The sequence below is a fragment of the Thermohalobaculum sediminis genome (assembly GCF_023487995.1).
Lineage (GTDB): Bacteria > Pseudomonadota > Alphaproteobacteria > Rhodobacterales > Rhodobacteraceae > Thermohalobaculum > Thermohalobaculum sediminis.
Window position 1 is genome coordinate 88,683 of record NZ_JAMFKN010000002.1, and the last position, 23,291, is coordinate 111,973.

At 70.8% G+C, this 23,291-nt stretch carries 25 protein-coding genes; 17 read left to right on the forward strand and 8 right to left on the reverse strand.

The features are described from left to right. Positions 1-184 precede the first annotated feature (184 nt). The 5 genes from M1105_RS04355 to M1105_RS04370 form a co-directional block, all read right to left on the reverse strand. Positions 185-1,624 carry a sensor histidine kinase gene (locus M1105_RS04355; protein WP_319936764.1) on the reverse strand — a complete coding sequence of 480 codons (1,440 nt, stop codon included), beginning with the start codon at positions 1,622-1,624 and terminating at the stop codon, positions 185-187. Next, complete coding sequence (locus M1105_RS20785) at positions 1,515-2,249, reverse strand: hypothetical protein (RefSeq protein ID WP_319936765.1); 735 nt, start codon at positions 2,247-2,249, stop codon at positions 1,515-1,517. The genes M1105_RS04355 and M1105_RS20785 overlap by 110 nt, the downstream gene beginning before the upstream one ends. Continuing rightward, positions 2,228-3,628 carry a sigma-54-dependent transcriptional regulator gene (locus M1105_RS04360; protein WP_249579126.1) on the reverse strand — a complete coding sequence of 467 codons (1,401 nt, stop codon included), beginning with the start codon at positions 3,626-3,628 and terminating at the stop codon, positions 2,228-2,230. The genes M1105_RS20785 and M1105_RS04360 overlap by 22 nt, the downstream gene beginning before the upstream one ends. Before the next feature lie 76 nt (positions 3,629-3,704). Then, complete coding sequence (locus M1105_RS04365; RefSeq protein ID WP_249579127.1) at positions 3,705-4,298, reverse strand: TetR/AcrR family transcriptional regulator; 594 nt, start codon at positions 4,296-4,298, stop codon at positions 3,705-3,707. Between the two features lie 5 nt (positions 4,299-4,303). Further along, on the reverse strand, positions 4,304-4,777 hold the full coding sequence (locus M1105_RS04370) for a nuclear transport factor 2 family protein (RefSeq protein ID WP_249579128.1): 474 nt from the start codon (positions 4,775-4,777) through the stop codon (positions 4,304-4,306). Positions 4,778-4,946: 169 nt separating this feature from the next. On the opposite strand from M1105_RS04370, the gene atpD reads away from it, so the two are divergent. From atpD to M1105_RS04415, 9 genes are read left to right on the forward strand one after another with little or no spacing between them, the layout of a single operon-like run. Further along, positions 4,947-6,341, forward strand: a complete 1,395-nt coding sequence (gene atpD, locus M1105_RS04375; protein ID WP_249579129.1) for a F0F1 ATP synthase subunit beta — start codon at positions 4,947-4,949, stop codon at positions 6,339-6,341. Then, positions 6,338-6,727 carry a hypothetical protein gene (locus tag M1105_RS04380; protein WP_249579130.1) on the forward strand — a complete coding sequence of 130 codons (390 nt, stop codon included), beginning with the start codon at positions 6,338-6,340 and terminating at the stop codon, positions 6,725-6,727. Before atpD ends, M1105_RS04380 begins: the two co-directional genes overlap by 4 nt. Then, on the forward strand, positions 6,724-7,020 hold the full coding sequence (locus M1105_RS04385) for an AtpZ/AtpI family protein (protein WP_249579131.1): 297 nt from the start codon (positions 6,724-6,726) through the stop codon (positions 7,018-7,020). The genes M1105_RS04380 and M1105_RS04385 overlap by 4 nt, the downstream gene beginning before the upstream one ends. Beyond that, positions 7,013-7,291, forward strand: a complete 279-nt coding sequence (locus M1105_RS04390) for a hypothetical protein (protein WP_249579132.1) — start codon at positions 7,013-7,015, stop codon at positions 7,289-7,291. Before M1105_RS04385 ends, M1105_RS04390 begins: the two co-directional genes overlap by 8 nt. Continuing rightward, a complete protein-coding gene (locus M1105_RS04395; protein ID WP_249579133.1) occupies positions 7,282-7,989 on the forward strand; it encodes a F0F1 ATP synthase subunit A in 708 nt (235 codons plus the stop codon). The genes M1105_RS04390 and M1105_RS04395 overlap by 10 nt, the downstream gene beginning before the upstream one ends. Next, a complete protein-coding gene (locus M1105_RS04400) occupies positions 7,989-8,267 on the forward strand; it encodes a F0F1 ATP synthase subunit C (protein ID WP_249579134.1) in 279 nt (92 codons plus the stop codon). Before M1105_RS04395 ends, M1105_RS04400 begins: the two co-directional genes overlap by 1 nt. A gap of 4 nt (positions 8,268-8,271) precedes the next feature. Further along, positions 8,272-9,060, forward strand: a complete 789-nt coding sequence (locus M1105_RS04405) for a F0F1 ATP synthase subunit B family protein (RefSeq protein ID WP_249579135.1) — start codon at positions 8,272-8,274, stop codon at positions 9,058-9,060. Between the two features lie 4 nt (positions 9,061-9,064). Further along, positions 9,065-10,633: a F0F1 ATP synthase subunit alpha gene (locus M1105_RS04410; RefSeq protein WP_249579136.1), complete on the forward strand. Its 1,569-nt coding sequence runs from the start codon at positions 9,065-9,067 to the stop codon at positions 10,631-10,633. Continuing rightward, positions 10,620-11,540 (forward strand): F0F1 ATP synthase subunit gamma, encoded by a 921-nt coding sequence (locus M1105_RS04415; RefSeq protein ID WP_249579137.1) that lies wholly within the window; start codon positions 10,620-10,622, stop codon positions 11,538-11,540. Before M1105_RS04410 ends, M1105_RS04415 begins: the two co-directional genes overlap by 14 nt. Before the next feature lie 12 nt (positions 11,541-11,552). Here the strand turns inward: M1105_RS04415 and M1105_RS04420 are convergent, their stop codons facing one another. Beyond that, complete coding sequence (locus tag M1105_RS04420) at positions 11,553-12,464, reverse strand: LysR family transcriptional regulator (RefSeq protein ID WP_249579138.1); 912 nt, start codon at positions 12,462-12,464, stop codon at positions 11,553-11,555. A gap of 148 nt (positions 12,465-12,612) precedes the next feature. Between M1105_RS04420 and M1105_RS04425 the strand changes: the two genes are divergently transcribed. The 8 genes from M1105_RS04425 to M1105_RS04460 all read left to right on the forward strand — a co-directional run bounded on the left by M1105_RS04425 (position 12,613) and on the right by M1105_RS04460 (position 21,189). Then, positions 12,613-13,980 carry an NAD(P)/FAD-dependent oxidoreductase gene (locus tag M1105_RS04425; protein WP_249579139.1) on the forward strand — a complete coding sequence of 456 codons (1,368 nt, stop codon included), beginning with the start codon at positions 12,613-12,615 and terminating at the stop codon, positions 13,978-13,980. A 121-nt stretch (positions 13,981-14,101) separates the two neighbouring features. After that, positions 14,102-15,145: an ABC transporter substrate-binding protein gene (locus M1105_RS04430; protein ID WP_249579140.1), complete on the forward strand. Its 1,044-nt coding sequence runs from the start codon at positions 14,102-14,104 to the stop codon at positions 15,143-15,145. A gap of 61 nt (positions 15,146-15,206) precedes the next feature. Further along, on the forward strand, positions 15,207-16,295 hold the full coding sequence (locus tag M1105_RS04435; protein ID WP_249579141.1) for an ABC transporter ATP-binding protein: 1,089 nt from the start codon (positions 15,207-15,209) through the stop codon (positions 16,293-16,295). 2 nt (positions 16,296-16,297) lie between these two features. Then, positions 16,298-17,212: an ABC transporter permease gene (locus tag M1105_RS04440; RefSeq protein ID WP_249579142.1), complete on the forward strand. Its 915-nt coding sequence runs from the start codon at positions 16,298-16,300 to the stop codon at positions 17,210-17,212. Further along, complete coding sequence (locus M1105_RS04445) at positions 17,212-18,039, forward strand: ABC transporter permease (protein WP_249579143.1); 828 nt, start codon at positions 17,212-17,214, stop codon at positions 18,037-18,039. Before M1105_RS04440 ends, M1105_RS04445 begins: the two co-directional genes overlap by 1 nt. An 8-nt stretch (positions 18,040-18,047) precedes the next feature. Next, positions 18,048-19,670, forward strand: a complete 1,623-nt coding sequence (locus M1105_RS04450) for a GMC family oxidoreductase (RefSeq protein WP_249579144.1) — start codon at positions 18,048-18,050, stop codon at positions 19,668-19,670. 10 nt (positions 19,671-19,680) lie between these two features. Further along, entirely contained in the window at positions 19,681-20,784 is a 1,104-nt protein-coding gene (locus M1105_RS04455) for a mandelate racemase/muconate lactonizing enzyme family protein (protein ID WP_249579145.1), read from the forward strand. Positions 20,785-21,000: 216 nt separating this feature from the next. Then, positions 21,001-21,189 (forward strand): hypothetical protein, encoded by a 189-nt coding sequence (locus M1105_RS04460; protein WP_249579146.1) that lies wholly within the window; start codon positions 21,001-21,003, stop codon positions 21,187-21,189. A 25-nt stretch (positions 21,190-21,214) separates the two neighbouring features. Here M1105_RS04460 and M1105_RS04465 read toward each other — a convergent pair whose 3' ends face one another. Both M1105_RS04465 and M1105_RS04470 read right to left on the reverse strand, forming a co-directional pair. Next, positions 21,215-22,531 carry a hypothetical protein gene (locus tag M1105_RS04465; protein WP_249579147.1) on the reverse strand — a complete coding sequence of 439 codons (1,317 nt, stop codon included), beginning with the start codon at positions 22,529-22,531 and terminating at the stop codon, positions 21,215-21,217. A gap of 121 nt (positions 22,532-22,652) precedes the next feature. Next, positions 22,653-23,105, reverse strand: coding sequence for a hypothetical protein (locus tag M1105_RS04470; RefSeq protein ID WP_249579148.1), 453 nt, complete (start codon positions 23,103-23,105; stop codon positions 22,653-22,655). Positions 23,106-23,291 lie beyond the last annotated feature (186 nt).

A 23,291-nucleotide genomic window follows, 5' to 3' on the forward strand; every position in this document is an offset into this window, starting at 1 on the left:
ATCCGCCGCGGTGGCGCGCTGGCATCAGTGATCCTCCCAGTCGATTCTTGTCAGCCGTGATGGCTAAGGGCGAGATGCAATGCCCGTGCCAGCCTGGAAGCCACTGATCTATCAAGGATTCGTTAAAGCGCCGACGCCGCACCGGACAGTTTGTCCGCGGGCGCCGGACAGATTGTCCGCGCGGTCAGGTCGCCTCGGGCAGCCAGACGGTGAAGATCGCCCCCTCGCCTGGCGTGCTTGAGACCGAAATGCGCCCGCCCTGGCGGGTCGCGAGGCTCTGGCTGATCGAGAGGCCGAGGCCCGTGCCCTCGCGCGCCTTGGTGGAGAAGAAGGGGTCGAAGATGCGGCCGATCACTCCCGCCGGGATGCCGCAGCCGGTGTCGCGCACCTCGATCACGAGACCGCGCCGCCCGTCGCGGTCCTCGTCGCGCGTGGCCAGCGTCAGCACTCCGCCGCCGGGCATTGCATGGATGGCATTGACGACGAGATTGACCAGAACCTGCTGGAGCTCGACGCGGTTCATCAGGAGCCGCCGGCTCGCGCGGTCGTCGCGGCAGAGCTCGATCCCGGAGCGGTCCAGAAGATGCTGCAACAGCGGCAGGACGTCGCTCACCACCTCGGCGGGAGCATGCTGCTCGAGGCTGACCGCGTATTCCTCGGGCCGCGCGAACTGCAACAGCTTCGCAACGATCTGGCCGATGCGCTGGACCTGCTCGTCGAGCAGGCGGAACTCGGTGACGGCAAGCTCGGCACGGGGTCCCATGGTGCTGCGCACGACCTCGATATTGCCCTGCATCACCGCGAGCGGGTTGATGATCTCGTGCGCGACGCCCGCCGTGATCTCGCCGATCGCGGCCAGTTTCTCGGACATCACCAGTTGCTTCGTCGTGGCCTCGAGCCGGTCGTTGGCGCGTTGCAGCTCGCGCGTGCGCGCCTCCACGCGGGCGTTCAGCTCGTCGTTCCATGCCCTGAGCTCGCGCTCGCGCGCCGCGAGGCGCTCGAGCAGCTGGTCGAGATGGACGGCGACGCGCCCGATCTCGTCGCCGACGTCCGAATGCCCGGTCCGGGCCGCCAGATCGCCCGCCTCGACCCGCGCGATCGTTCGCGTCATGCGCTCGAGCGGCCGGAAGATCGCGCGCGCCCAGCCGAGGAAGATCGGCACGCTGGCCGCGGTGATGACGACGAAGGCGAGCGCGATCACCCCCAGCGTCGAGGCCTTGGCCTGCGTGAAGGGGGCCTCGAGGAACCCGACATAGAGCATCCCCACGCGCGCGCCGTGACTGTCGAGGATGGGCTCGTAGGCCGAGATGTACCAGTCGTTCACCACGAAGGCGCTGTCGAGCCAGGTCCGCCCCCGGTCGAGCACGGCCGCCCGCACCGCCGCCGACACGCGCGTCCCAAGCGCGCGCCTCCCCTCGAACAGGCGCACATTGGTGCTGATCCGCACGTCGTCGAGGAACAGCGTCGCCGTTCCGCGACTGCCCTCGGGCAGCGTCGCCTCGCGATAGACGAGGTCATTGATCGTGTCGATGAAGACGAGGTTCTGGTTCAGCAGGACACCGCCCGCCAGCACCAGCCCTGCGCCGGGGCCGGGCCCGACCGGCGCGGCCGCATGGACCACCATGCCGCGCGTCTCGACGCTGCGCCCCGTTGGGACCGCGTTCGCGGTCGGCACCAGCTCGATCCGCGCGCGCGGCGAGGGCGGGGTCGATCGCGGCAAGCTCGCCCGCGCCGAACACGTCGATCGCCGCCGCCCGCTGGCCCGCGCGCGCCGAGTCGAGGATCGGCCAGTCGGCGCCGAGCCGCGCCCCGGTCGACGGTGCCGCCGCGGCCCGGACGGTTCCGTCGGCCTCGACGAGGTGAAGGAAGTCGAGCCCCAGACCCGCCCGCATCTCTGCAAGCAGCGGGCCGAGGTCGCGCCCGCCCCGCGGGCTCGCCGCGAGCGCGTCGCGCAGGCGCGCCGAGGCGCCAAGTGCCGCGATCTGCTCGCCGGTGTTCTCGACGATCCGCGACAGGTACTGATGCGCGATGGTGAGGTCGCCGTTGACCTTCGAGATCAGCGTCGCGTCGAACTTGGCGTTCCAGCGCAGGATGGTGACGCCCAGCAGCAGCGGCAGGATCACGAGGGTGGGCAGAAGCGCGATGGCGAGGAGCCGGAAGCGGACCGAACGGCCGCGCCCCTCGCCGCCGCCGCGCCGGGGCCGGAAGAGACGAGGCAGGCCGCCGGTCAGGCTCCCCAGAGCGCGCATTTGCGATCGACCGTCTTGCGCGAGACGCCCAGGCGGCGCGCCGCCTCCTCGCGGTCGCCGCCTGCCATCTCGAGGACCGAAAGGATGTGACGCCGCTCGACCTCGGCCAGCGAGGCGGGGCCCTCGCCAGCGTCGCCCCGCGCGGCGCGTCCGCCCGACAGCTCGGGGAACCGGCCGAGGATCAGCGCGCGCTCGACGAGATTGCGCAGCTCGCGCACATTGCCGGGCCAGTCATAGGCGGCAAGCGCCGCGCGCACCTCGGCGCCGATCGGCACCGCCGGCATGCCAAGCTGGCGCGAGAGCTTCTGCATGAACAGCTCGGCAAGGTCGTGGACATCGCCGCCGCGATCCTTCAGCGGCGGCAGGTCGATCTGGAGCACGTTGATGCGGAAGTAGAGATCGGCACGGAAGCGGCCGCGCGCGACCTCGCGGGCAAGGTCGGCATTCGTGGCGAAGACGAAGCGCAGATCGACCGGCACCTCGCGCTCTGCACCGACCGGGCGAACTCGCCGGTCCTCCAGCGCGCGCAGCAGCTTGCTCTGCAGCGGCAGGGGCAACTCGCAGATCTCGTCGAGGAAGAGCGTGCCGCCGCGCGCGTGCAGGAACAGACCCTCGCGCGCGCCCTCCGCGCCGGTAAAGGCGCCCCGCGCATGGCCGAACAGCTCGCTCTCGATCATATCGGCCGGGATCGCGGCGCAGTTCACCGGCACGAAAGGCTTGTCCGCGCGGTCCGAAAGGGCGTGCAGCGACCGTGCCGCGACCTCCTTGCCGGTGCCCGACGGACCGGTGAGGAGCACCGAGGTGGGCAGCGGCGCCACCCGCGCGATGGTCTCGCGAACCGCCCGGATCGCGGGCGACTCGCCGATCAGCCGCTCGCGCAGCAGCACGTGGTCCGAGGTCGACCGCAACTCGTAGCGCAGCACGTAGTTCTCGCGCGCGAGCCGCCCGCGCTCGAGGCAGCGCGCCATCGCGTTGAGGATCTGGTTCGAGCGGAACGGCTTGAGGATGAAGTCGGCCGCCCCTGCCCTGAGCGCGAGGATCGCGGTGTCGAGATCGGCGTAGGCGGTCATCAGAATCGCATCGGCGAAGAAGCCGATCCGGCGCTGCTCGGCCAGCCATTCGACGCCGGTCTTTCCGGGCATGAGGTTGTCGAGGATCACGATGTCGAAATGCTGCGCATCGAGGCGCGCCGACGCCTCGGCCGCGTCGGAAGCGGCCTCGATCCGCTTGCAGCGCGGTCCCAGGATTCGGACGAGGAAGTTCCGGATGCCCGGCTCGTCGTCCACCACGAGGATCGACACCTTCGAGAGCAGCGGCCCGAAAGCCGCGTCGCCTTGCGGGTCGGGGGCGCCACGCAGCTCGCCGGGTTGCGCCGTCATCCGGGCGACCGGGCCGCCCGGCCCGCTCCCGCCGGCACGCCCCTTGCGACATGCGGCATGCTTTCGCGCGCGGCAGTCATGAGGGCGATGCCATTGCCGGACACGGGGCGAGGTGCGCGCAGCAGTCCCGGCGCAGGCGCTCGATGGTGTTGGTGAAGCGGGCGGGCTCGTTCAGAGCGATCGCCAGAAGCAGCCCCCCCTGGATCGCGGAGAGCATGTTCTCGGCAAAGTCTTGCGCGCGGCCCGAGGCCTGCGGGTCACGCTCGACCGCGCTGGCAATGGCCTCGAGCCAGGCCCGGAAATAGCTCCCGATCCTCGCGCTGAACGGGTTTGGATGGCTTTCGAGGGCGAAGACCGCCATCAGGCAGGCCCGCCGCCCGGAGTGGAAATAGGCCTCGACCCCGTCCAGCATGGCAATGAGCCCCGCCGAGGCCGTGGGTACGGCGCGCAGGGGCGCGAAGATCCGCGTCTCGAACCAGCCGTCGATGTGGTCAAGCGCGGCGTTCGCCATCTCCTCCTTGCCGCCGGGGAAATAGTTGAAAAGGCTCCCCTTTCCCAGCCCGGTAGCTGCCGTCACGCGCGATAGGCTCACACCGTCATAGCCATGGGTGCGGAACAGCTCGACCAGCCGCGCAACGGCTTCCTCGCGCGATGCTGCCCGCGGCGCCATTCCGCCTAAAGCCCGAGATCGGAGAGCCCCGGGTGATCGGACGGACGCACGCCCGACCAATCCCAGAAGAATTTCCGCTCCGATACCGAGATCGGCTGGTCGTTGATGCTGGCGTGGCGCTGCGCCATCAGCCCGGTCTGCGCGAACTCCCAGTTCTCGTTGCCGTGCGAGCGGTACCACTGGCCGGAATCATCGTGCCATTCATAGGCAAAGCGCACCGCGATGCGCGTGTCGGTGAAGGCCCACAGCTCCTTGATCAGGCGATATTCGAGCTCGCGCGCCCATTTCCGCGTGAGGAAGGCGGCGATCTCGTCGCGACCCGTCACGAATTCCGCCCTGTTCCGCCAGCGGCTGTCGGGCGTGTAGGCGAGCGCGACCTTCGCGGGGTTGCGCCCGTTCCAGGCGTCCTCGGCCGCCCTGATCTTGATGGTCGCGGTGTCGCGCGTGAAGGGAGGCAGGGGCGGGCGGGTCTCGGTCATCGGGCTCTCCGTTGTTTGTACCGATCGGTACAATCCCGGATCGCCGCTGTCAACGCAATTCACTGCGGCAACCGGCACGACGCGAGGACCTGCGACTTGATCAGGGACAAGGCGAGGGCGCCGGCCGTCTGCAATCCTCGCGCGTGCAAGGTCACAGGTTGGAGGAGCGATGCCCCCGAGAGTGTCCCGGTCGGGCCCACAGCCCGAGGGCGAGATCGTCGCGTTGCGCGGCGCGGTGGCCGATGTGCGCTTTGCCGATGCCGCACCGGGGATCAACCACCGGCTGCTGTCGGGCGCCCGACGCCGCGTCACCATCGAGGTCGCCGCCCAGCTCGACCCAACCACCGTGCGCGGCCTGGTGCTGAACCCGGTCGAGCCGCTCGCGCTGGGCATGGCCGCCGTCGACACGGGCGGGCCGATCGAGGTTCCGGTCGGCGAGGCGCTGCTAGGGCGGATGCTCGACGCCTTCGGCCAGCCGATCGACGGCGGCGCCCCCCTGCCGGCGATGCGCCGGCGCTCGATCCACCAGCCGCCGGCGCCGCTCGCCGCGCGCCGCCCCGGCGGCGAGGCGCTCGAGACGGGAATCAAGGCGATCGACCTGCTGTCGCCGCTCGAGCGCGGCGGCAAGGCGGGGCTCTTCGGCGGCGCGGGTGTCGGCAAGACCGTGCTGATCGGCGAGATGATCCGCAACATGGTCTCGGCGCATGCCGGCGTCTCGCTGTTCTGCGGCATCGGCGAGCGCTCGCGCGAGGCCGAGGAGCTCTACCGCGAGATGGGCGAGAGCGGCGTGCGCGACGGCGCCGTGCTGATCTTCGGTCAGATGAACGAGTCGCCCGGCCTGCGGTTCCGCGTCGGCCACGCGGCGATGACCATCGCCGAGCACTTCCGCGACGATCTCGGGCGCGACGTGCTGCTGCTGATCGACAACATCTTCCGCTTCGTGCAGGCAGGACAGGAGGTCTCGGGCCTGCTTGGCCGCATCCCGTCCCGCGTGGGCTATCAGCCGACCCTCGCGACCGAGATCGCGGCGCTGGAGGAGCGGATCTGCAACACCGAAGCCGGGGCGATCACGTCGGTGCAGGCAGTCTACGTCCCCGCCGACGACCTGACCGACCCGGCTGCGACGCATGTGTTCGGGCATCTCTCGGCCTCGGTCGTGCTGTCGCGCAAGCGGGCGTCGGAGGGACTCTACCCGGCGATCGACCCGCTGCGCTCGGCGTCCAAGCTGCTCACCCCGGGCGGCGTGCATGGCCGCCACTACGAGGTCGCGCGCGAGGTCCGCCGCACGCTCGCCGAGTATGACGACCTCAAGGAGATCATCGCCATGCTGGGCATGGCCGAGCTGTCCGAGGCCGACCGCCGCACGGTCGAGCGCGCCCGCAGGCTCGAGCGCTTCCTGACCCAGCCCTTCTTCACCACCAGCCAATTCACCGGTCGCGAGGGGCGCTTCGTGTCACTCGACGACACCGTGGAAGGGTGCGCGCGCCTGCTCGACGGCGAGGGCGACGACCGGCCCGAGGCTGCCTTCTACATGATCGGCGGGTTCGGGGAGGCGGCATCGTGAGGCTGAAGCTGCTGACGCCGGGCCGCCGGCACATCGACGCCGAGGTGACGAAGGTCGTCGCAGACGGGAGCCACGGCGCCTTCGTGATGCTGCCGCGCCATGCCGACGCGGTGGTGCCGCTGCCGCCCGGCGTGCTCGGCTGGGACGACGCGGAGGGGGGACGACACTGGGCGGGGCACGACGAGGCGGCGCTCGTCAAGTGCGGCGCCATCGTGACCGTTGCCGCATGGCGGGTGGCGGTCGCCGACGATCTCGCCGAGGTCCGGCGCATGGTGCGCGAGGTCTTCCTCGCGCCCGACGAGGCCGAGCGCGCCGCACGCGGGGCGCTCGCCCGGCTCGAGGTCGGGGTAATGCGCCGCCTGATGGAAATGGAGCGGGCGGGATGAGCGCCTCCCACCCATCCGGGTCGCCGGCCGAAGAGGTCCGGCGCAAGGCCCGGCGCAAGGAGGCCGCCGGCAGTCGCGAGCGCCGCAGCGTCTGGTTCGGGCTCGGCATGTTCGGACTGGTGGGGTGGGCCGTCGCCATACCGACCTTGGCAGGGGTCGGGCTGGGCGCATGGCTCGACCGCGTGGCGCCGGTGCCGGGGTTCTCGTGGACGCTCGCGCTCTTGCTCGCGGGCGTCGTGCTGGGCGCGGCGAATGCCTGGTGGTGGGTGAAGCGGGAGAGCCGGAATGATTGAGGGCCTGATTGTCGCGACCGTCATCGGCGGTTTTGCGGGAGCGCTGCATTGCGCGGCGCTCTGGCGCGCCGCGCGCCGGGCCGTGGCCGGGCGCAACGCTGCCGGCCTCGTCGCCGGCACGGCGCTGCGCCTTGGGGCAATCGCGGCGGTGATCGGCGGGGCGGCGGCGGCGGGCGCGGCGGCGGAGCAGCTTGGGGCGGCGGCGGCCGGCTGGACGACAGTCCGGCTGTTGGCATCGCGGCGCGCCGGGGAGGGCCGGGAATGGAACTGAGCCCCGACAGCTGGACCATGCTGCAGCTTGGCACGGTCGCGCTGAATGCGACGCTGGTCTTCACCTGGGCGGTGATGGGGCTGCTGACGCTCGCGGCCGCGGCGCTGCGGCTCGGGCTCTCGACCGGACCCGAGCCGAGCCGCCTGCAAAGCTGGTGGGAGGCGCTGGTCGAGACCGTCGAGGGACAGATCGGCGGCATGGGCGCCGCGCGCCCGCGCCGCTTCCTGCCCTTCGTGGCGACACTGTTCCTGTTCATCGCCACCTGCAACGTTCTCGCCGTCGTGCCGGGCTTTCGCGCGCCCACGGGCTCGCTGTCGACGGCTGCGGCGCTCGCGCTCTGCGTGCTGGTGGCGGTGCCGGCCTTCGGAATCGCGCGGAAGGGCATCGGCGGCTACCTGGCCGACTACCTTAGGCCGACGCCCCTGATGCTGCCGTTCAACATCATCGGCGAGCTGTCGCGCACCGTCGCGCTGGCAGTCCGCCTCTACGGCAACATGATGAGCGGGGCGGTGCTGGGGGCGATCCTGCTGGGGATCGCGCCCTTCCTGTTCCCCGTCGCGCTCGAACTGCTGGGCCTGCTGACCGGGCTCGTCCAGGCCTACATCTTCGCGGTCCTCGCCATGGTCTACATCGCTTCGGCGACGCGAGCGGCGGGGGGCGCGCCCGAAAGGAAATCCGACAGCGAAGGAGACGGATGATGGATCCCACCTGGATTGCCATCGCCTCGATTGTCACGGCGGGGCTCACGATTGCGCTCGGCTCGATCGGGCCCGCGCTGGGCGAGGCGCGCGCGGCGGCGCAGGCGCTGGCCTCGCTGGCGCAGCAGCCGGACGAGGCCAACACCATCACGCGCACGTTGTTCGTGAGCCTCGCGATGATCGAATCGACGGCGATCTACTGCTTCGTGGTCGCGATGATCCTGCTGTTCGCGAACCCGTTCTGGAACGCCGCGCAACAGGCCGCGTCGGGAGGCTGAACCGGTGCAGATCGACTGGATCACCGTCGCGGCCCAGATCGTGAACTTCCTCGTTCTGCTGTGGATCCTGCAGCGGCTGGTCTACCGCCCGCTCTCGCGCGCCATGGAGGCGCGGGAGCGCCGAGTGCGCGAGGGGTTCGAGACGGCCGAGGCGAAGGCGGCCGAGGCGGCCCGCGAGGCGGAGCGCCTGCGCGAGGAGCGCGCCGAGCTGGAGGCGCGCCGACGCGAGTTCCTGGACGCCGCCGCGCACGAGGCGGGCGAGCTGCGCCAGCGCCTCGCGGTCGAGGCGCGCGAGGAGGCGGAGGCCGAGCGCCGGGCCTGGGCGGACCGCCTTGAGGCGGCAAGCGAGGCCTTCGTGCGCGAGATGCGCGAGCGGGCGGCCGGCGCCCTCGCCGAGACCGCCCGCCGCGCGCTCGATGAACTCGCCTCGCTGCCGCTCGATGAGGCGATCGCCCATGCCTTCGCGCGCCGGCTCGACGAGCTCGCCGACGAGGATGCCGCGGCGCTGCGCGAGGCCGCCCGCCACGAGGGCGCCGCGGTTCTGGAAGCCGCCTTCACGCTTGGCGAGGAGCCGGCGCGGCTGCTGACCGCCGCGGCGCGCAGGCTTCTCGGCGACGAAGTGGCGCTCACCCTCGCCCGCAACCCCGATCTGGTCTGCGGCGTCCGGCTCAAGGCGCGCGGGCGCTCGGTGCAGCTGAGCCTCGACGCATGGCTCGACCGGTTCGCGGCGGCCCTCGACGAGGCAATCGCCGACCTCGCGCCCGAGGTGCGGTCCGACGGGGAGGCGACTTGACGCGATGAACCCGCTCGACACGATCCCCGACGCGCTCTTCTCCGCCTTCGGCCGCGCACTCGAGGCCCCGTCACGCGGGCCGGTGGTCGAGGAGGTCGGCCGGGTGGTCCATGTCGGCGCGGGCGTCGCCGAGGTGGACGGCCTGAACCGGCTCTTCGCCGACGAGCTGGTCCGCTTTCCAGGCGGCCTGCTGGGCCTTGCCATGGACATCGACGCCCGCCGCGCCGGCATAGCGCTGCTGGGACCCGCGGCCGAGCTGCAGGTGGGGGTGGAAGCGCGTCGCACCGGCCGCGCCGCCGACCTGCCCGTGGGGGCGGCGATGCTGGGTCGTATCCTCGACCCGCTGGGCCGGCCGCTCGACGACCGCCCCCCGCCGCGCACCGCGACCCGCTGGCGGCACGAGCGCCCCGCGCCCCCGATTCTCGACCGCGCGCCGGTTGCCGAGCCCCTGCACACCGGCATCAAGGCGATCGACGCCGCCGTGCCGGTCGGCCTAGGCCAGCGCGAGCTGATCATCGGCGACCGCCAGACCGGCAAGACGGCGATCGCGCTCAGCGCCATGCTCAGCCATTGCACCCGCGGGCCGCACGAGCGGCGCGCCGTCGCGGTCTACTGCGCCGTCGGCCAGCGCGCCGCCTCGACCGCGGCCGTGATCGCCGCCCTGCGCCGCGAGGGCGCGATGGCGCGCGCCGTCGTGATCGCGGCCGGCGGCGAGACGGCGCCCGGCCTTCAGGCCCTTGCGCCCTTCGCCGCGGCGACGGTGGCCGAGTGGTTCATGCGGCGCGGCGACGACGTGCTGGTGGTGTTCGACGATCTCACCCGCCACGCCCGGGCCTGGCGCGAGCTGTCGCTGCTGCTGCGCCGTCCGCCGGGGCGCGAGGCCTATCCCGGCGACGTGTTCTACCTGCATGCGCGCCTGCTGGAGCGGGCGACCCGCCTGCGCCAGGAACTCGGCGGCGGCTCGATGACGGCGCTGCCGATCGTCGAGACGCAGGCGCAGAACATCTCGGCCTACATCCCGACCAACCTGATCTCGATCACCGACGGTCAGGTGTATCTCTCGCCCGACCTGTTCCAGAAGGGCCATCTCCCTGCGATCGACATCGGCCGCTCGGTCTCGCGCGTCGGCGGCAAGGCGCAGCCGCCGGCGTTCCGCGCCGTGGCGGGCGACCTGCGGCTGATGCTCGCGCAGTTCGACGAACTCGAGAGCTTCGCCCGCTTCGGTGCCCGGCTGGACATGGCCACCCGCCGCCGGCTCGCCCGGGGCATGCGGGTCCGCGCGGCGCTTCGCCAGCGCGAGGACGACCGGCCGGATGCGGCTGCGCAGATCGCCGTGCTGATGGCCGCAACCGAGGGGCTCCTCGATGACGTGCCCGAGCACGCGATCGCGGGCGCCGACCGGGCCATCCGCGAGCTCATCGCGCAGAAGGCGTCCGAGGCGCGGCAGCGCATCCTCGACGGCGAGGCCCTGCGCGACGAGGACCGCGCCGCGCTGCTCGCGGCCGCGCACGAGGCGGTCCTGCCGCTCCAGAGCCAGGACGGACCGAGGGAGAGGGCCGATGGAGACGATTGAGCGGCTGGGCCGCCGCATCGCCGCGGCCGAGGGGCTGCGCGAGGTGGTGAGGACGATGAAGACCCTCTCCGCCATCGGAGTGCGCCGCTTCGAACAGGCGGCCGAGGCCGTGCGGGGCTACAGCGAGGTCGTCGAGCTGGGCCTTGTCGCGGCGCTGCGCGAGACGAAGTTCGGGCCCGAGCCGCCGCCCGAGGAGGCCGCGCGCGGCGGACTTCGCGCCCTCATCGCGATCGGGGCCGATCATGGGCTTTGCGGCCGCTTCGACGATGCGGTGGCGGGATTGGCACGCGAGGCCGCCGGCAGCGGTGGCGTCCCGGTCGCCGCCGTCGGCTTGCGTCTGGCCGACCGGCTGGCCGGGGGGAAGGCCGCGCCCGGGACCGTGCACGCGACGCCCGGCTCGGTCAGGGGTCTCGCCGAGACGGCGGACGCGCTGCTCGTCGGGATCGACGCGTGGCGGCGTGAGAAGGGGGTGGTCGAGGTGCTGCTGCTCCACAACGCGCCCAGCGGCGACGGCGCGGCTCGGCCGGTGTCGAGCCGGCTGCTGCCCGTCTCGCCCGCATGGCTGCGGGACCTCGCGGCCCGGCCCTGGCCGGGGCGCGGCCTGCCGATGCTGTTCGACGCGCGCGAGCGGGTGCTGGCCCATCTGATCCGCCAGCACCTTCACGTCCGGCTGCATCGCGCGCTGGCGGAATCGCTGGCCGCCGAGCACGCGGCCCGCCTTGCGGTGATGCAGGGCGCCGAACGCAACATCGCCGAGCACATCGCCGAGATGCAGGCCGGCTACCGCGCGCGGCGCCAGGAAGGCATCACCACCGAGCTGCTGGAGGTCGCCGCCGGCTATGCCGCCCTCGGCGGGGGCGAGACGTCCTCGCCGTCCGACGGGCAGGTGCCGCGGGCGCGCGGATGAGCGATCACCGGCCTACCGAGCCGGGATCGGCAGGCCCGCCGCACCGCCCAGCGTCGCGCGCAGACGCGCGAGGAAATCGCCGACGATGGGCGAGAGCTCGACCCCCTGCGGCACGATCATCGCCAGCTCGAAGTCGATCCGCGGCTCGAACGGACGCCAGACGACGCCGTCGGCCAGATCCCGGCTCCCGTTGATACAGTCGATGATCGCGACCCCCGCTCCCGCGCTCACCAGGTTGCGGGCGATAGCGAAATAGGAACACGACACGCGTCGCTGCACGCGGACATTGGCCTCGGCGAAGAGCGCGTCGAGCCGCAGGTCGATCAGGTGGTCGCCCGTGATCGCGACGACCGGCCGGCCCGCCAGCATGGCCGGGCGGATGAGCGGCTCGGCCGCCAGGGGGTCCTCGGCGCGCATCACGCAGACGCAGGGCAGCCGGAACACCTCGGCCACGAGTCCGGCCACCGGCACGGGCGCGTCGATCAGCCCGATATCGACCTGCCGGTCGCTGACCCAGGCCGCGGTCTTGCGTGAGCTCCAGACCCTCAGATCGACGCGGATGCCGGGGTGGTCGCGCTGGAAGTCCGAGATGAGCCAGGGCAGGACGTTGATCGCCGCCGCCCCGTTGCTGGCGACGACGATGCTGCCCAGGGTGCGGTCGCGCAGTTCCTCGGCCCGGCGCGCGATGCGCGAGAGCGCAAGCAGCCCCTGCTCGGCCTCGGCATGGAGCTGCACCGCCTCGTCGGTCGGCGCGAAGAAGCCGCGCGTGCGGTGGAACAGCCGAAAACCGAGCTCGCTCTCGAGGTTCGACAGCGCGACGCTCACGGCCGGCTGCGTCACGTTGAGCCGCGCCGCGGCCTGCGAGACCGAGCCCGCCTCCATCAGCGCGTTGAACACCTCGAGATGTCTCAGCTTCAGATGCATGCAACCATCCAGCGTCTTTATATAAATATTGATAATAATTTTATAACTTTAATTCAATTGATTTTATCTTTCTGAATGGGAGACGCTAGGTTTTCAGGAACCCGTGATGGGGGGGCGTCGAGGGTGCGGACGGCGGCGGACCATACCGATGCGCAGTGACCCGGCCACCGGAGCCAGCCGGAGCTGGCCGTTCGCCGAGGGTTATGGCGAACACCCCTCGTGGCTCGACGACGTGCCGCCACTGACGGGCGCGACGCCTGTCCTGCCGCAGCGGGCGGACGTGGTCATCGTCGGATCGGGATACACGGGCCTCAGCGCCGCCATCGAGACGGCGCGCGGCGGGCTTTCCACCGTGGTGCTCGAGGCCGGCGATCCCGGCCAGGGATGCAGCACCCGCAACGGCGGGCAGATCAGCACCAGCGTGAAGCCCTCGCTCGCCGACCTCACGCGCCGCGTCGGGGCCGAGCGCGCGCGCGCGATCCGCATGGAGGGCGTGACCGCGCTCGACTGGATCGAGGCCTTCGTGGCCCGCGAGGGGATCGACTGCGACTTCGAGCGCCGCGGCCGCTTCTTCGCCGCCCACACGCCCGACGCCTTCGACCGGCTCGCCCGAACCGCCGAGCGCACCGCGGCCGAGGAGGGCATCGAGGCGCGCGTCGTCCGCCGCCCGGACCAGCGCACGGAACTCGGCACCGATTTCTACCATGGCGGGGTCGTCTATCCCCGCCACGCGGCGCTGCATCCCGCGAAGTTCCATCGTGGCCTGCTTGCGGCGGCCGAGGCCAGCGGCGCGACCGTCATCGGCAACTGCCCCGCCGTCGCCATCTCGCGCGCGGGCGCCGCCTTCACCGTCGAGACGGCGCGCGGCCCGATCCGCGCCGAACAGGTCGTGGTCGCCACGAACGGCTACACCTCGCGGCTCACGCCGTGGCTCAGGCGCCGGGTGATCCCGATCGGGAGCTACGTGATCGCGACCGAGCCGCTGCCGGACGATCTGGCCGACCGCCTTTTCCCCTCCGGCCGGACCGCCTGCGACACGCGGCGGGTCGTCTATTACTACCGCCTCTCGCCCGACCGCAGGCGGGTCGTGTTCGGCGGCCGCGTCTCGGCCGGCGAGACCGACCCGGCGGTGAGCGGGCCGCGCCTGCATGCCGAGATGTCGCGGATATTTCCGGAACTTAAGGGCGTGCGGATCTCGCACTCCTGGGGCGGGACGGTCGCCTACAGCTTCGACGAACTGGCCCACACCGGCGTGCACGAGGGCATCCACTACGCCATGGGTTACTGCGGCTCGGGCGTCTCGATGGCCAGCTACCTGGGGATGCGGACGGGCCGGCGGGTTCTGGACCATCCGGACGGCCGGACGGCCTTCGACGATCTGCCCTTCCCGACACGGCCGCTCTACGACGGGCAGCCATGGTTCCTGCCGGCGGCGGTCGCCTGGTACCGCTGGCGGGACCGCATCGACTGTGCCCGGGCGGCCAACTCGGCCGGGCGGGTATCTGCCGCCTCGTGACGCGGGGGACGGGGGGCGCAAGCGAGGGGGCGGCCCGGTCTGCGGCCCGCCCGCAAACGACCCGGCGCGACATGCCCACCGGGCACGGGCAGCCGGATCGCAACAACGGAGGAGGAACACGATGAAGCATCACCTTCTTGCGGGCGTGGCCGCGGCCGCACTCGCCGCCACGCCGCTCGTCGCCGCCGCCCAGAGCGTGACCATCGCGTCCTGGGGCGGCTCGTACCAGGAGGCCCAAAGCAAGGCGCTCTTCGAGCCCGCCTCGGCCGCGACCGGCGTGACCGTGAAGCAGGAGACCTATGGCGGCATGGCCGACGTGCGGCTGCAGGTGCAGACCGGCGCGGTGACCTTCGACATCGTCGCAAGCGGCTCGGGCAGCGCGGCGCGCGCCGGCGCCGAGGGGCTTCTGGAAGAACTCGATTACGGCGTGATCGACGTGAGCAGCTTCTACCCGACGGCCTACTCGAAGTTCTGCGTCGGCGGCGACGTGTTCTCGACCGTCTATGCCTGGAACACCGACACCTTCGGCGAGAACGGGCCGCAAAGCTGGGCCGACTTCTGGGATGTCGAGAAGTTCCCCGGCTCGCGCTCCTATCGCGGCTCGGTCGCGGGCGCGCTCGAGCCCGCGCTGATGGCCGACGGGGTGCCGATCGACAAGGTCTACGAGACGCTGTCCTCGAAGGAAGGCATCGAGCGGGCGATCAACAAGATCCGCGAGCTGAAGCCCCATATCGAGGTGTTCTGGACCTCGGGCGCTCAGCACGCCCAGCTGATGAAGGATGGCGAGGTCGACATGATCACCGGCTGGAACGGCCGGTTCGACAACGCGAAGAAGGACGGCGCCAAGGTGGCCTACAGCTTCAACCAGGCCCTGCTCGACTACGACTGCTTCGCGATCCCCAAGGGCGCGCCCAACAAGGACGTCGCGATGCAGTTCCTGGCCGAGATATCGAAGCCGGAATATCAGGCGAACCTGCCCAAATACATCACCTACGGACCGACCAACAAGGCGGCCTACGGGCTCGGGACCATCGACGAGACGGTCGCGCGCGCCCTGCCGTCGCATCCCGACAACGCGGCGATGCAGCTTCCGATCAGCCTCGAGTGGTATGCCGAGTGGGAGACCATTGCATCCGAGATGTATCAGGAGATGCTGACCGAGTGAGCCACGGGCTTGCGCCAACGGAGGGAGCGGCGCGCGCCGCTCCCGCGACGGGAGAGAGCGCGTGAGAGATGCCAGTGCGGCGGCCCTGCCGATACGGATCCAGGGTGTGACCAAGGCCTATGGCCGGGTGCGCGCCCTCGACGCGATGGACCTCGACATCCGCAGCGGCGAGTTCATGACGCTGCTCGGCCCGTCGGGGTCGGGCAAGACGACGCTCCTGATGGTGCTGGCGGGCTTCACGCGGCCGGACGCGGGCAGCCTGCGGTTCGGCGAGGCCGAGATGATCCGCACGCCCCCCCATCTGCGCGGGGTGGGCATGGTGTTCCAGAACTATGCGCTGTTCCCGCATATGAGCGTTGCGGGGAACGTGGGCTATCCGCTGCGCATCCGCCGCGTGCCCCAGGCCGAGATCGCGCGGCGCGTCGACTGGGCGCTCGAGACCGTGCAGCTCGGCGGCTACGGCGCGCGCCGGATCGACCAGCTCTCGGGCGGGCAGCGGCAGCGCGTGGCGCTGGCGCGCGCCATCGTGTTCGAGCCGCGCATCCTCCTGATGGACGAGCCGCTCTCGGCGCTCGACAAGAAGCTGCGCGAGCGGATGCAAATCGAGCTGCGCCAGCTTCACGACAAGCTGGGCATGACCACGGTCTATGTCACCCACGACCAGCGCGAGGCGCTGACCATGTCGGACCGCATCGCGGTCATCAATCACGGGCGGCTCATGCAGCTTGGCGATCCCGTGGCGATCTACGACCGCCCGGCAAACCGCTTCGTCGCCGACTTCATCGGCGAGTCGGCCTTCCTGGCCGTCGCCGTCGAGGACGGCGAGGTGCGGCACGAGGGGCGCCCGCTCCGTCTCGACGCCCCGCCGCCCCGCGGGGGTAGGCTCCTGCTGGTGCTGCGCCCCGAGCGGCTGCAGCTCGTCGCCAGCGATCCGGCGCCCGACATGAACCATTTCGCCGCGACGGTCGAGGGCATCGTCTACCAGGGGGACAGCTTCCTCCTGACGGCGCGGCTGGGCGACGGGACCGAGATCGCGCTGCGCGACGTGGTGCGGCGCGACACCATCGCGGCCCTGCCGAAGCCGGGCGAGCGCATCGTGCTGGGCCTCAATGTCCGCGACACCGTCCTCGTGCCGGACGGGGAGGGCTGACGATGGCAGCCGAGGCCATCGCCGGGGCGTTCGCGCCCGGGGATGCGGCGGCCAATGCCGCGGGGCTGCGGCGCGACGCGGCACGCGAGCGGCTTGCGCTCTTCGGCCTCTGCTCGCCTGCCATCGTCGTCGTGCTGATCGTGCTCGTCATCCCGGCGGGATGGCTGTTCTATGTTTCCTTCATAGGCGCGGGCGGCGCCTTCTCGCTCGAGAACTACGCGCGGATGATCGAGCAGAAATCCTATGCCCGGATCTTCCGCACCACCTTCGAGGTCAGCCTCGCGACGACCGCCATCTGCATCCTGATCGGCTATCCCTTCGCCTATTTCCTGTCGCAGCTTCCCCGCCGGGCGGCGAACCTGTGCCTCATCACGGTGCTGCTGCCGTTCTGGACCTCGCTGCTCGTACGCACCTATGCCTGGCTCGTCCTCCTCCAGAAGCAGGGACTGGTGAACAGCTGGGCGATCGAGCTCGGCCTCTGGGACGAGCCGCTCAAGTTCGTGCACAATCTGAGCGGCACGCTGATCGGCATGGTGCATATCATGCTGCCCTTCCTGGTGCTGCCGGCCCTCAGTTCGATGAAGGCGATCGAGCGCGACTACATGCGCGCGGCCGCCAGCATGGGGGCGGGACCCGTGCGGGCCTTCTGGACGGTGTTCTTCCCGCTGTCGCTGCCGGGGCTGTTCGCCGGGGCGCTGATGGTCTTCGTGCTCTGCCTCGGCTTCTATGTCACCCCGGCGGTGCTGGGCGGCGGCAAGGTGATCCTGGTGTCGATGCGGATCGCCTCGAACATCGAGCTGTTCGTGAACTGGGGCGCGGCCAGCGCGCTCGGCGTCGTGCTCATGGTGCTTACCCTCGCAACGCTGTGGCTCGCCGCCCGGTTCATCCGGCTCGAACGGCTGACGGGGGCGCATTGATGCGACGCTGGCTCGCCGCCCCCGCCTCCGAGACGCAGGTGAGCCATGGCCAGCGCCTCTGGCTCTATGCCTTCGCCGCGATCGTGATGGTCTTTCTGGTGGCGCCCACACTGATCGTGGTGCCGATGTCCTTCTCGGGCTCGCAATATCTCGAGTTCCCGCCGCAGGAATGGTCGACGCGCTGGTACCGCGAATATTTCGGCTCGGCCGAGTGGATGGCGGCGACGCGGACCTCGCTTGCCGCCGCCACGCTGACGATGCTGGTGGCGACGCCGCTCGGGGTGATGGCCGCCTACGGGCTCCACGCCTCGCAGCTGCGATGGGGACGGGCCGTCTTCGTGCTGCTGATCACGCCGATGATGGTGCCGCTGATCCTGGTCGCGATCGGTGCCTTCTACGTCTACGTCAAGCTCCAGATCCTCTACACGCTTGCCGGGCTCGTGCTCGCGCACAGCATGCTGGCGCTGCCGCTCGTGCTGATCGTCACCGCCTCGGGGCTCAAGAGCTACGACATGAACCAGGAGATGGCGGCCCGCAGCCTCGGCGCCTCGCGGGCGCGGGCGTTCCTCACGGTGACGCTGCCGCAGATCCGCTTCTCGGTCGTGACCGCGGCGCTGCTTTCCTTCCTCACGTCGTTCGACGAGGTGGTGGTGGCGATGTTCATCTCGGGCGGGGACAACTCGACGCTCACGCGCAACATGTTCAACGCGCTGCGCGACCAGATCGACCCGACGATCGCCTCGATCTCGACCATCATGATCGTCGTGACCTCGCTCCTGATGGTCCTGGCCCAGCTGTTCGGCCGGGACCGGTCGCGCGCCGACTGAGCCCCGCGATGGAGGGGGCGGAGTTCGACTTCGTCATCGTCGGCGCGGGCTCGGCGGGCGCCGTGCTCGCGAACCGCCTCAGCGCGGACGGGCGCCACCGCGTCCTCGTGCTCGAGGCAGGCGGCCCGGACCGCAGCCCCTGGCTTCATCTGCCGATCGGCTACGGCAAGGTCTACTACGACGCCCGCGTGAACTGGAAGTACGTGACCGAGCCCGTCGAGGCGCTGGGCGGGCGCACCAGCTACTGGCCGCGCGGCAAGGTCGCGGGCGGGTCGAGCTCGATCAACGCCATGGTCTATGTCCGCGGCCATCCGGCCGACTTCGACGGGTGGGCCGAGCACGCGCCCGGCTGGTCCTGGGCCGATGTGGGACCCCTGTTCCGGCGGATGGAGGACTGGTCGGGCGGGGCCGATACCCATCGCGGCGCGGGCGGCCCGCTCGCGGTCTCGGACGTGTCGGACGAGGTGCACCCGCTGTGCCACCGGTTCCTCGAGGCCGCGCGGCAGGCGGGCTTTCCGGTCACCGCCGACTACAACGGCGCGACGATGGAGGGGGCGGCGCTCTACCAGATCACGACGCGCAGCGGGCGGCGCGCCTCGACCGCGCGCTGCTACCTGCGCCCGGCGATGCGCCGCGCGAACCTCGCGACGGTGTTTCATGCCCATGTCACGGGGATAGCGTTCGAGGGGCGCCGTGCCGTAGCTGTCCACTATCGACAGCACGGCGCCGAGCGGACCGTCCGCGCCCGGCGCGAGATCGTGCTGGCGGCAGGCGCCATCGGCAGCCCGCAGATCCTCCAGCTTTCAGGGATAGGGCCAGGCGCGCTGCTGCAATCCATGGAAGTTCCGGTGGTGCGCGATGTTCCCGCGGTGGGGCGGAACCTGCAGGACCATCTCTGCACCGACAACCTCTACCGTGCGCGCGTTCCGACGCTCAACCAGGTCCTGGGGCCCTGGGCGGGCAAGCTGCGGGTGGGGCTTCGCTACCTGCTGACGCGCCGCGGCCCGCTCAGCCTCAGCGTCAACCAGGCGGGCGGCTTCCTGCGCTCGCGCGCGGATATCGATCGGCCGGACATCCAGCTCTATTTCTCGCCCGTCAGCTACACGCGCGCGCCGGCCGGTAAGCGGCCGCTGATGAGCCCCGACCCCTTCCCCGGCTTCCTTTTCGGCATGAACCCCTGCCGCCCCCAGAGCCGGGGTCGCCTGCAGATCCGCTCGCCCGACCCCTTCGAGCCCCCCGCGATCCATCCCAACTACCTCGCGGCGCCCGAGGACCTCGCGCAGATGCTGGCGGGCATCCGCCTTCTGCGCCGCATCGCGGCGGCCCCCGCGCTCGCCGCCGTGATCGAGAGCGAGCTTGAGCCGGGCGCCGGGACCACGACCGACGCCGAGCTCGAAGCCTTCGTGCGCGCCCGATCCTGGACGGTGTTCCACCCCTGCGGAACCTGCCGGATGGACCGCGATCCCGAAAACGCCGTGGTCGACCCGACGCTGAAGGTCCACGGCATTGAGGGCCTCCGCGTCGCCGACGCCTCGATATTTCCGAACATCACGACTGGAAACACCAACGCGCCCGCGATCATGGTCGGCGAGAAAGCCGCCGACCTGATCTTGGGCGGGGCGCGCACCTGAGGGGGCCATCATGAAGATCCGAAGCATCGAGACTTTCTGCAACCGGTACGTGGGCTTCGTCCGCGTCACGTCCGAGGACGGCGCGCAGGGCTGGGGCCAGGTCTCGACCTACAATTCCGACATCACCTGCGAGGTGATGCACCGGCAGGTCGCGCCCTGGACGCTGGGGCAGGACACGACCGACCTCGACGACCTCCTGGACCTCGTGACCGAGCGCGAGCACAAGTTCCCCGGCTCGTATCTGCGGCGCGCGCTCGCGGGCCTCGACACCGCCATCTGGGACCTGCGCGGCAAGCTGGCCGGCAAGCCGGTGGTCGCCCTTCTCGGCGGCACGCCGGGACCCATCCGGGCCTACGCCTCGTCGATGAAGCGCGACATCACGCCGAAGGCCGAGGGCGAGCGGCTGAAGCGCCTTGCCGGCGAGCAGGGCTTCACCGCCTTCAAGGTCCGCGCCGGCGCCGAGGTCGGGCGCAACCGCGACGAGTGGCCGGGCCGGACCGAGGAGATCATCCCCGAGATGCGCCGCGCGCTGGGCCCCGACGCCGACCTGCTGATCGACGCGAACAGCTGCTACAGCCCGCCCCGCGCGATCGAGGTCGGGAGGGTGCTCGAGGCGCATGGCTTCTGCCATTACGAGGAGCCCTGCCCCTACTGGGAACTGGAGCAGACCAAGGAGGTCGCGGACGCGCTCGACATCGACGTCACGGGCGGCGAGCAGGATTGCGACCTCTCGACCTGGCGGCACATGATCGAGATGCGCGCCGTCGACATCGTGCAGCCCGATGTCTGCTACCTGGGCGGCATCGCGCGGACGCTGCGGGTCGCGCGGATGGCCGAGGCCGCAGGCCTCCCGGTCACGCCGCATTGCGCGAACCTCTCGATGGTCACGCTCTTCACCATGCACCTGCTGCGCGCCATCCCGAATGCGGGGAAATACCTCGAATTCTCGATCGAGGGGCCGGACTATTACCCATGGCAGGAGGGGCTCTTCGTCGTTAGCCCCTATGGCATCGAGGACGGCGCGGCGATGGTGACGGACGCGCCCGGCTGGGGCGTCGAGATCTCGGCCGAGTGGCTCGCGCGCTCGGCCTACCAGGTCTCCGCCCTAGACTGAGGGCGCCGCCGCCCATCCCGGTGGCGCGCCCCGCGCCGCCGCGTGATCGGGAACGCCGACAGGACGGAGCGCGCGACGAAACCCAGGCCGCGCTTCGGATCGCGAGCGGGTGCGCGAGGGGCGCTGCCGAACAACCTTAGATTGCATTTGAGAGGGTGTGTGCAATTATGGGGCGCTTCGATTTGCGTAAGCCGACCTCATGCGCGGGAGCTGGCAGTGTTCGATCAGGGTCGCCCGTTCGCGCATCGGCAGGGGTCGCAGGCGAAAGCACCAGCGATCCTCGACTGGCTCGTTCTGGCCGCCTGCATCGCGCTGCTCGCGCTCGGGGTCGCGATGTACCTGGCGCCGTCGCAGACCGCCAATGACCTGAAGGCCATACTCGAGCGCAGCCCCTCGGCACCGTGAGACGCCGCGCCGGCGGCCGGGCGTGTTACTTGGCGCTCCTCGGCCCCGCGCATCCTCGGGTCGAGAGGAATACCGGGCGGCGATGGCGCCGCCCGGCGGATGTTCCGCCCGGTTCGCAGGCGAAGGCGAACATGTCGACCGACGTCGCCGACCCCGTCAGCAGACCGGCCGTCTCGAAGGCGATGGCGGAGACGTCCTCCAGCACGTGCCAGATCTCGTCGTCGGCGCTCCGCTCCTCCAGCACGAGGAAGTCCGCCGTCGCGGCCGACCCGTCATTCGCGAGATCCGTCAGCCGCAGCATGGCCGGATCCTCGCCGAAGAAGCTGGAGATGCCCGCCGACACCCGCGGATCGAGGCCGCTCGCCGCGTCGAAGGCGAACGAGCCACCCTTGTGGTTGACGCCCTGCGCGATCGTGAAGGCCTGGGCATCGACCACGCCCCGGTCGATCACGCCCGACGCGCTCGCCGCATCGATCGCGACCCAGCCGACCACTTCCGCGCTGTGCAGGCCGTCGCTGGCCTCCTGCTCCTGGGTGGCGACTTCGAACCCGGTCGTCGTGACGTTGCGCACCCGCGCGATCGCCCAGCCGGTGCCGTGTCGGTCTGGCGCTGGACGAGCACCGTCGGCGCCTCGTCGAAGGCATGTTCGAACGTCACGGCGGTGAAGGTCGACACCGCCCCCGCCGCGAGATCGACGGTCCCGACCTCGAGCCGCGTGTCGTCCGGCAGGGTCCAGTTTCCCTACTCGAGGGGTGAGCATCGACACCGTCTCCGGGTTATGCCAGCCGTCGAGGTAGTCGGGCTCATGGAGCGCGACCGTCGCGCCGGTTGCCGTCACCCCGCTCACCGTCACCGAGACCGGCTGGTTGCCCGCCAGCGTCGGGGGCGGGAGGGCGACCACCGGGGCGGCGAAGGTCGCTCCGTACTGGTAGCCGACGACCCGCGCGTTGTGGCTGAGCGTGATCTCCTGCACCGCACCCACGGTCACTTCCTCCGGGATCGGCTCGTATTCGATCACCAGCCGGATGTCGTAGAGGTTGGCCGCATCCTGCCGGTCGCCCTTGAGGTAGGCGGCCGCATCGAGGAAGTTCTGGTCGAGGGTGACGCCGTTGGGCGTGACCGCCGACAGGATCAGCCCCTCGGGCAACGCGTCGCCGGCACCGAGAGTGCCATTCACCCGCGACCATCCCTCGTCGATGATGCCGTCACCATCGACATCCAGCCGCGTGGGGTCGATCACCTTCCAGCCGAGGCTGGTGCCGAGCGGCGAGGGATCGGGGATCCCGTCGCCGTCCGCGTCCGCGCCCCGGTCGAGCAGGTTGAGGGTCGTGGTGGTCCGCACCCCCGTCTCGTACTTGATGTTGTCGCGCTGATAGGGCGGCGGCGTGTTCGGGACCAACGGCACGGTCGAAGTCGAGATCGTCGTGGAGCGTGTCGGCGCCGCCCACTTTGTCGATCGCCCGCTACAGCGCCTCGGCCAGCTCCTCGACATAGAAGTCGTGGACGAGACCGGGCTCGAGCGTGCCGACGGGGCCCGTCGGTCGCAGGTCCAGCAGCTTGTGGTCGTTGCCGAGCGGCGCGATCGCGTCCGCATCACCCGGGAAGGCGTGGTCCGAGAGCAGGTCGGCCATCGTGGCAAAGTGCTCGGTCGAGGCCTTGACGGTCTCGCCACCGATACCGAGCGCCCAGGTGCCGAGCGGCGCGCCCGAACGGAAGACATCGGTCTCGGCGTTCCGAAGCGCGAGGCCAAGCACGGTCGTCGGGTCGCTCGGATCGTAGCACTTCCCGGCGAACCCCTCGGCGTAATCGCCGTCTAGGACCTTCTGCTCGGCGCCGATGAAGTCGGTGGCGTAGAAGCCGAACTCGTTGTCGATGCCGTAGAGGACGTTGCCGTCCTCGTCGATGAAGGGCGTCACGACCGAGCCTGCAAGGTCGAGGAAGCTCGGGTTGTCGGCGAATGGCAGACCGGAAAATGTCCCTGCCAGGTCATCGATGCTGAAAACATGAATTGGCGAATTGTAGACAGTCCTGAAGATCCTCTTTCCGACCACGCGAACGCGCGTCAGTTCCGCCTTGCCGACACTTGTGCGATTGAGGCCGCA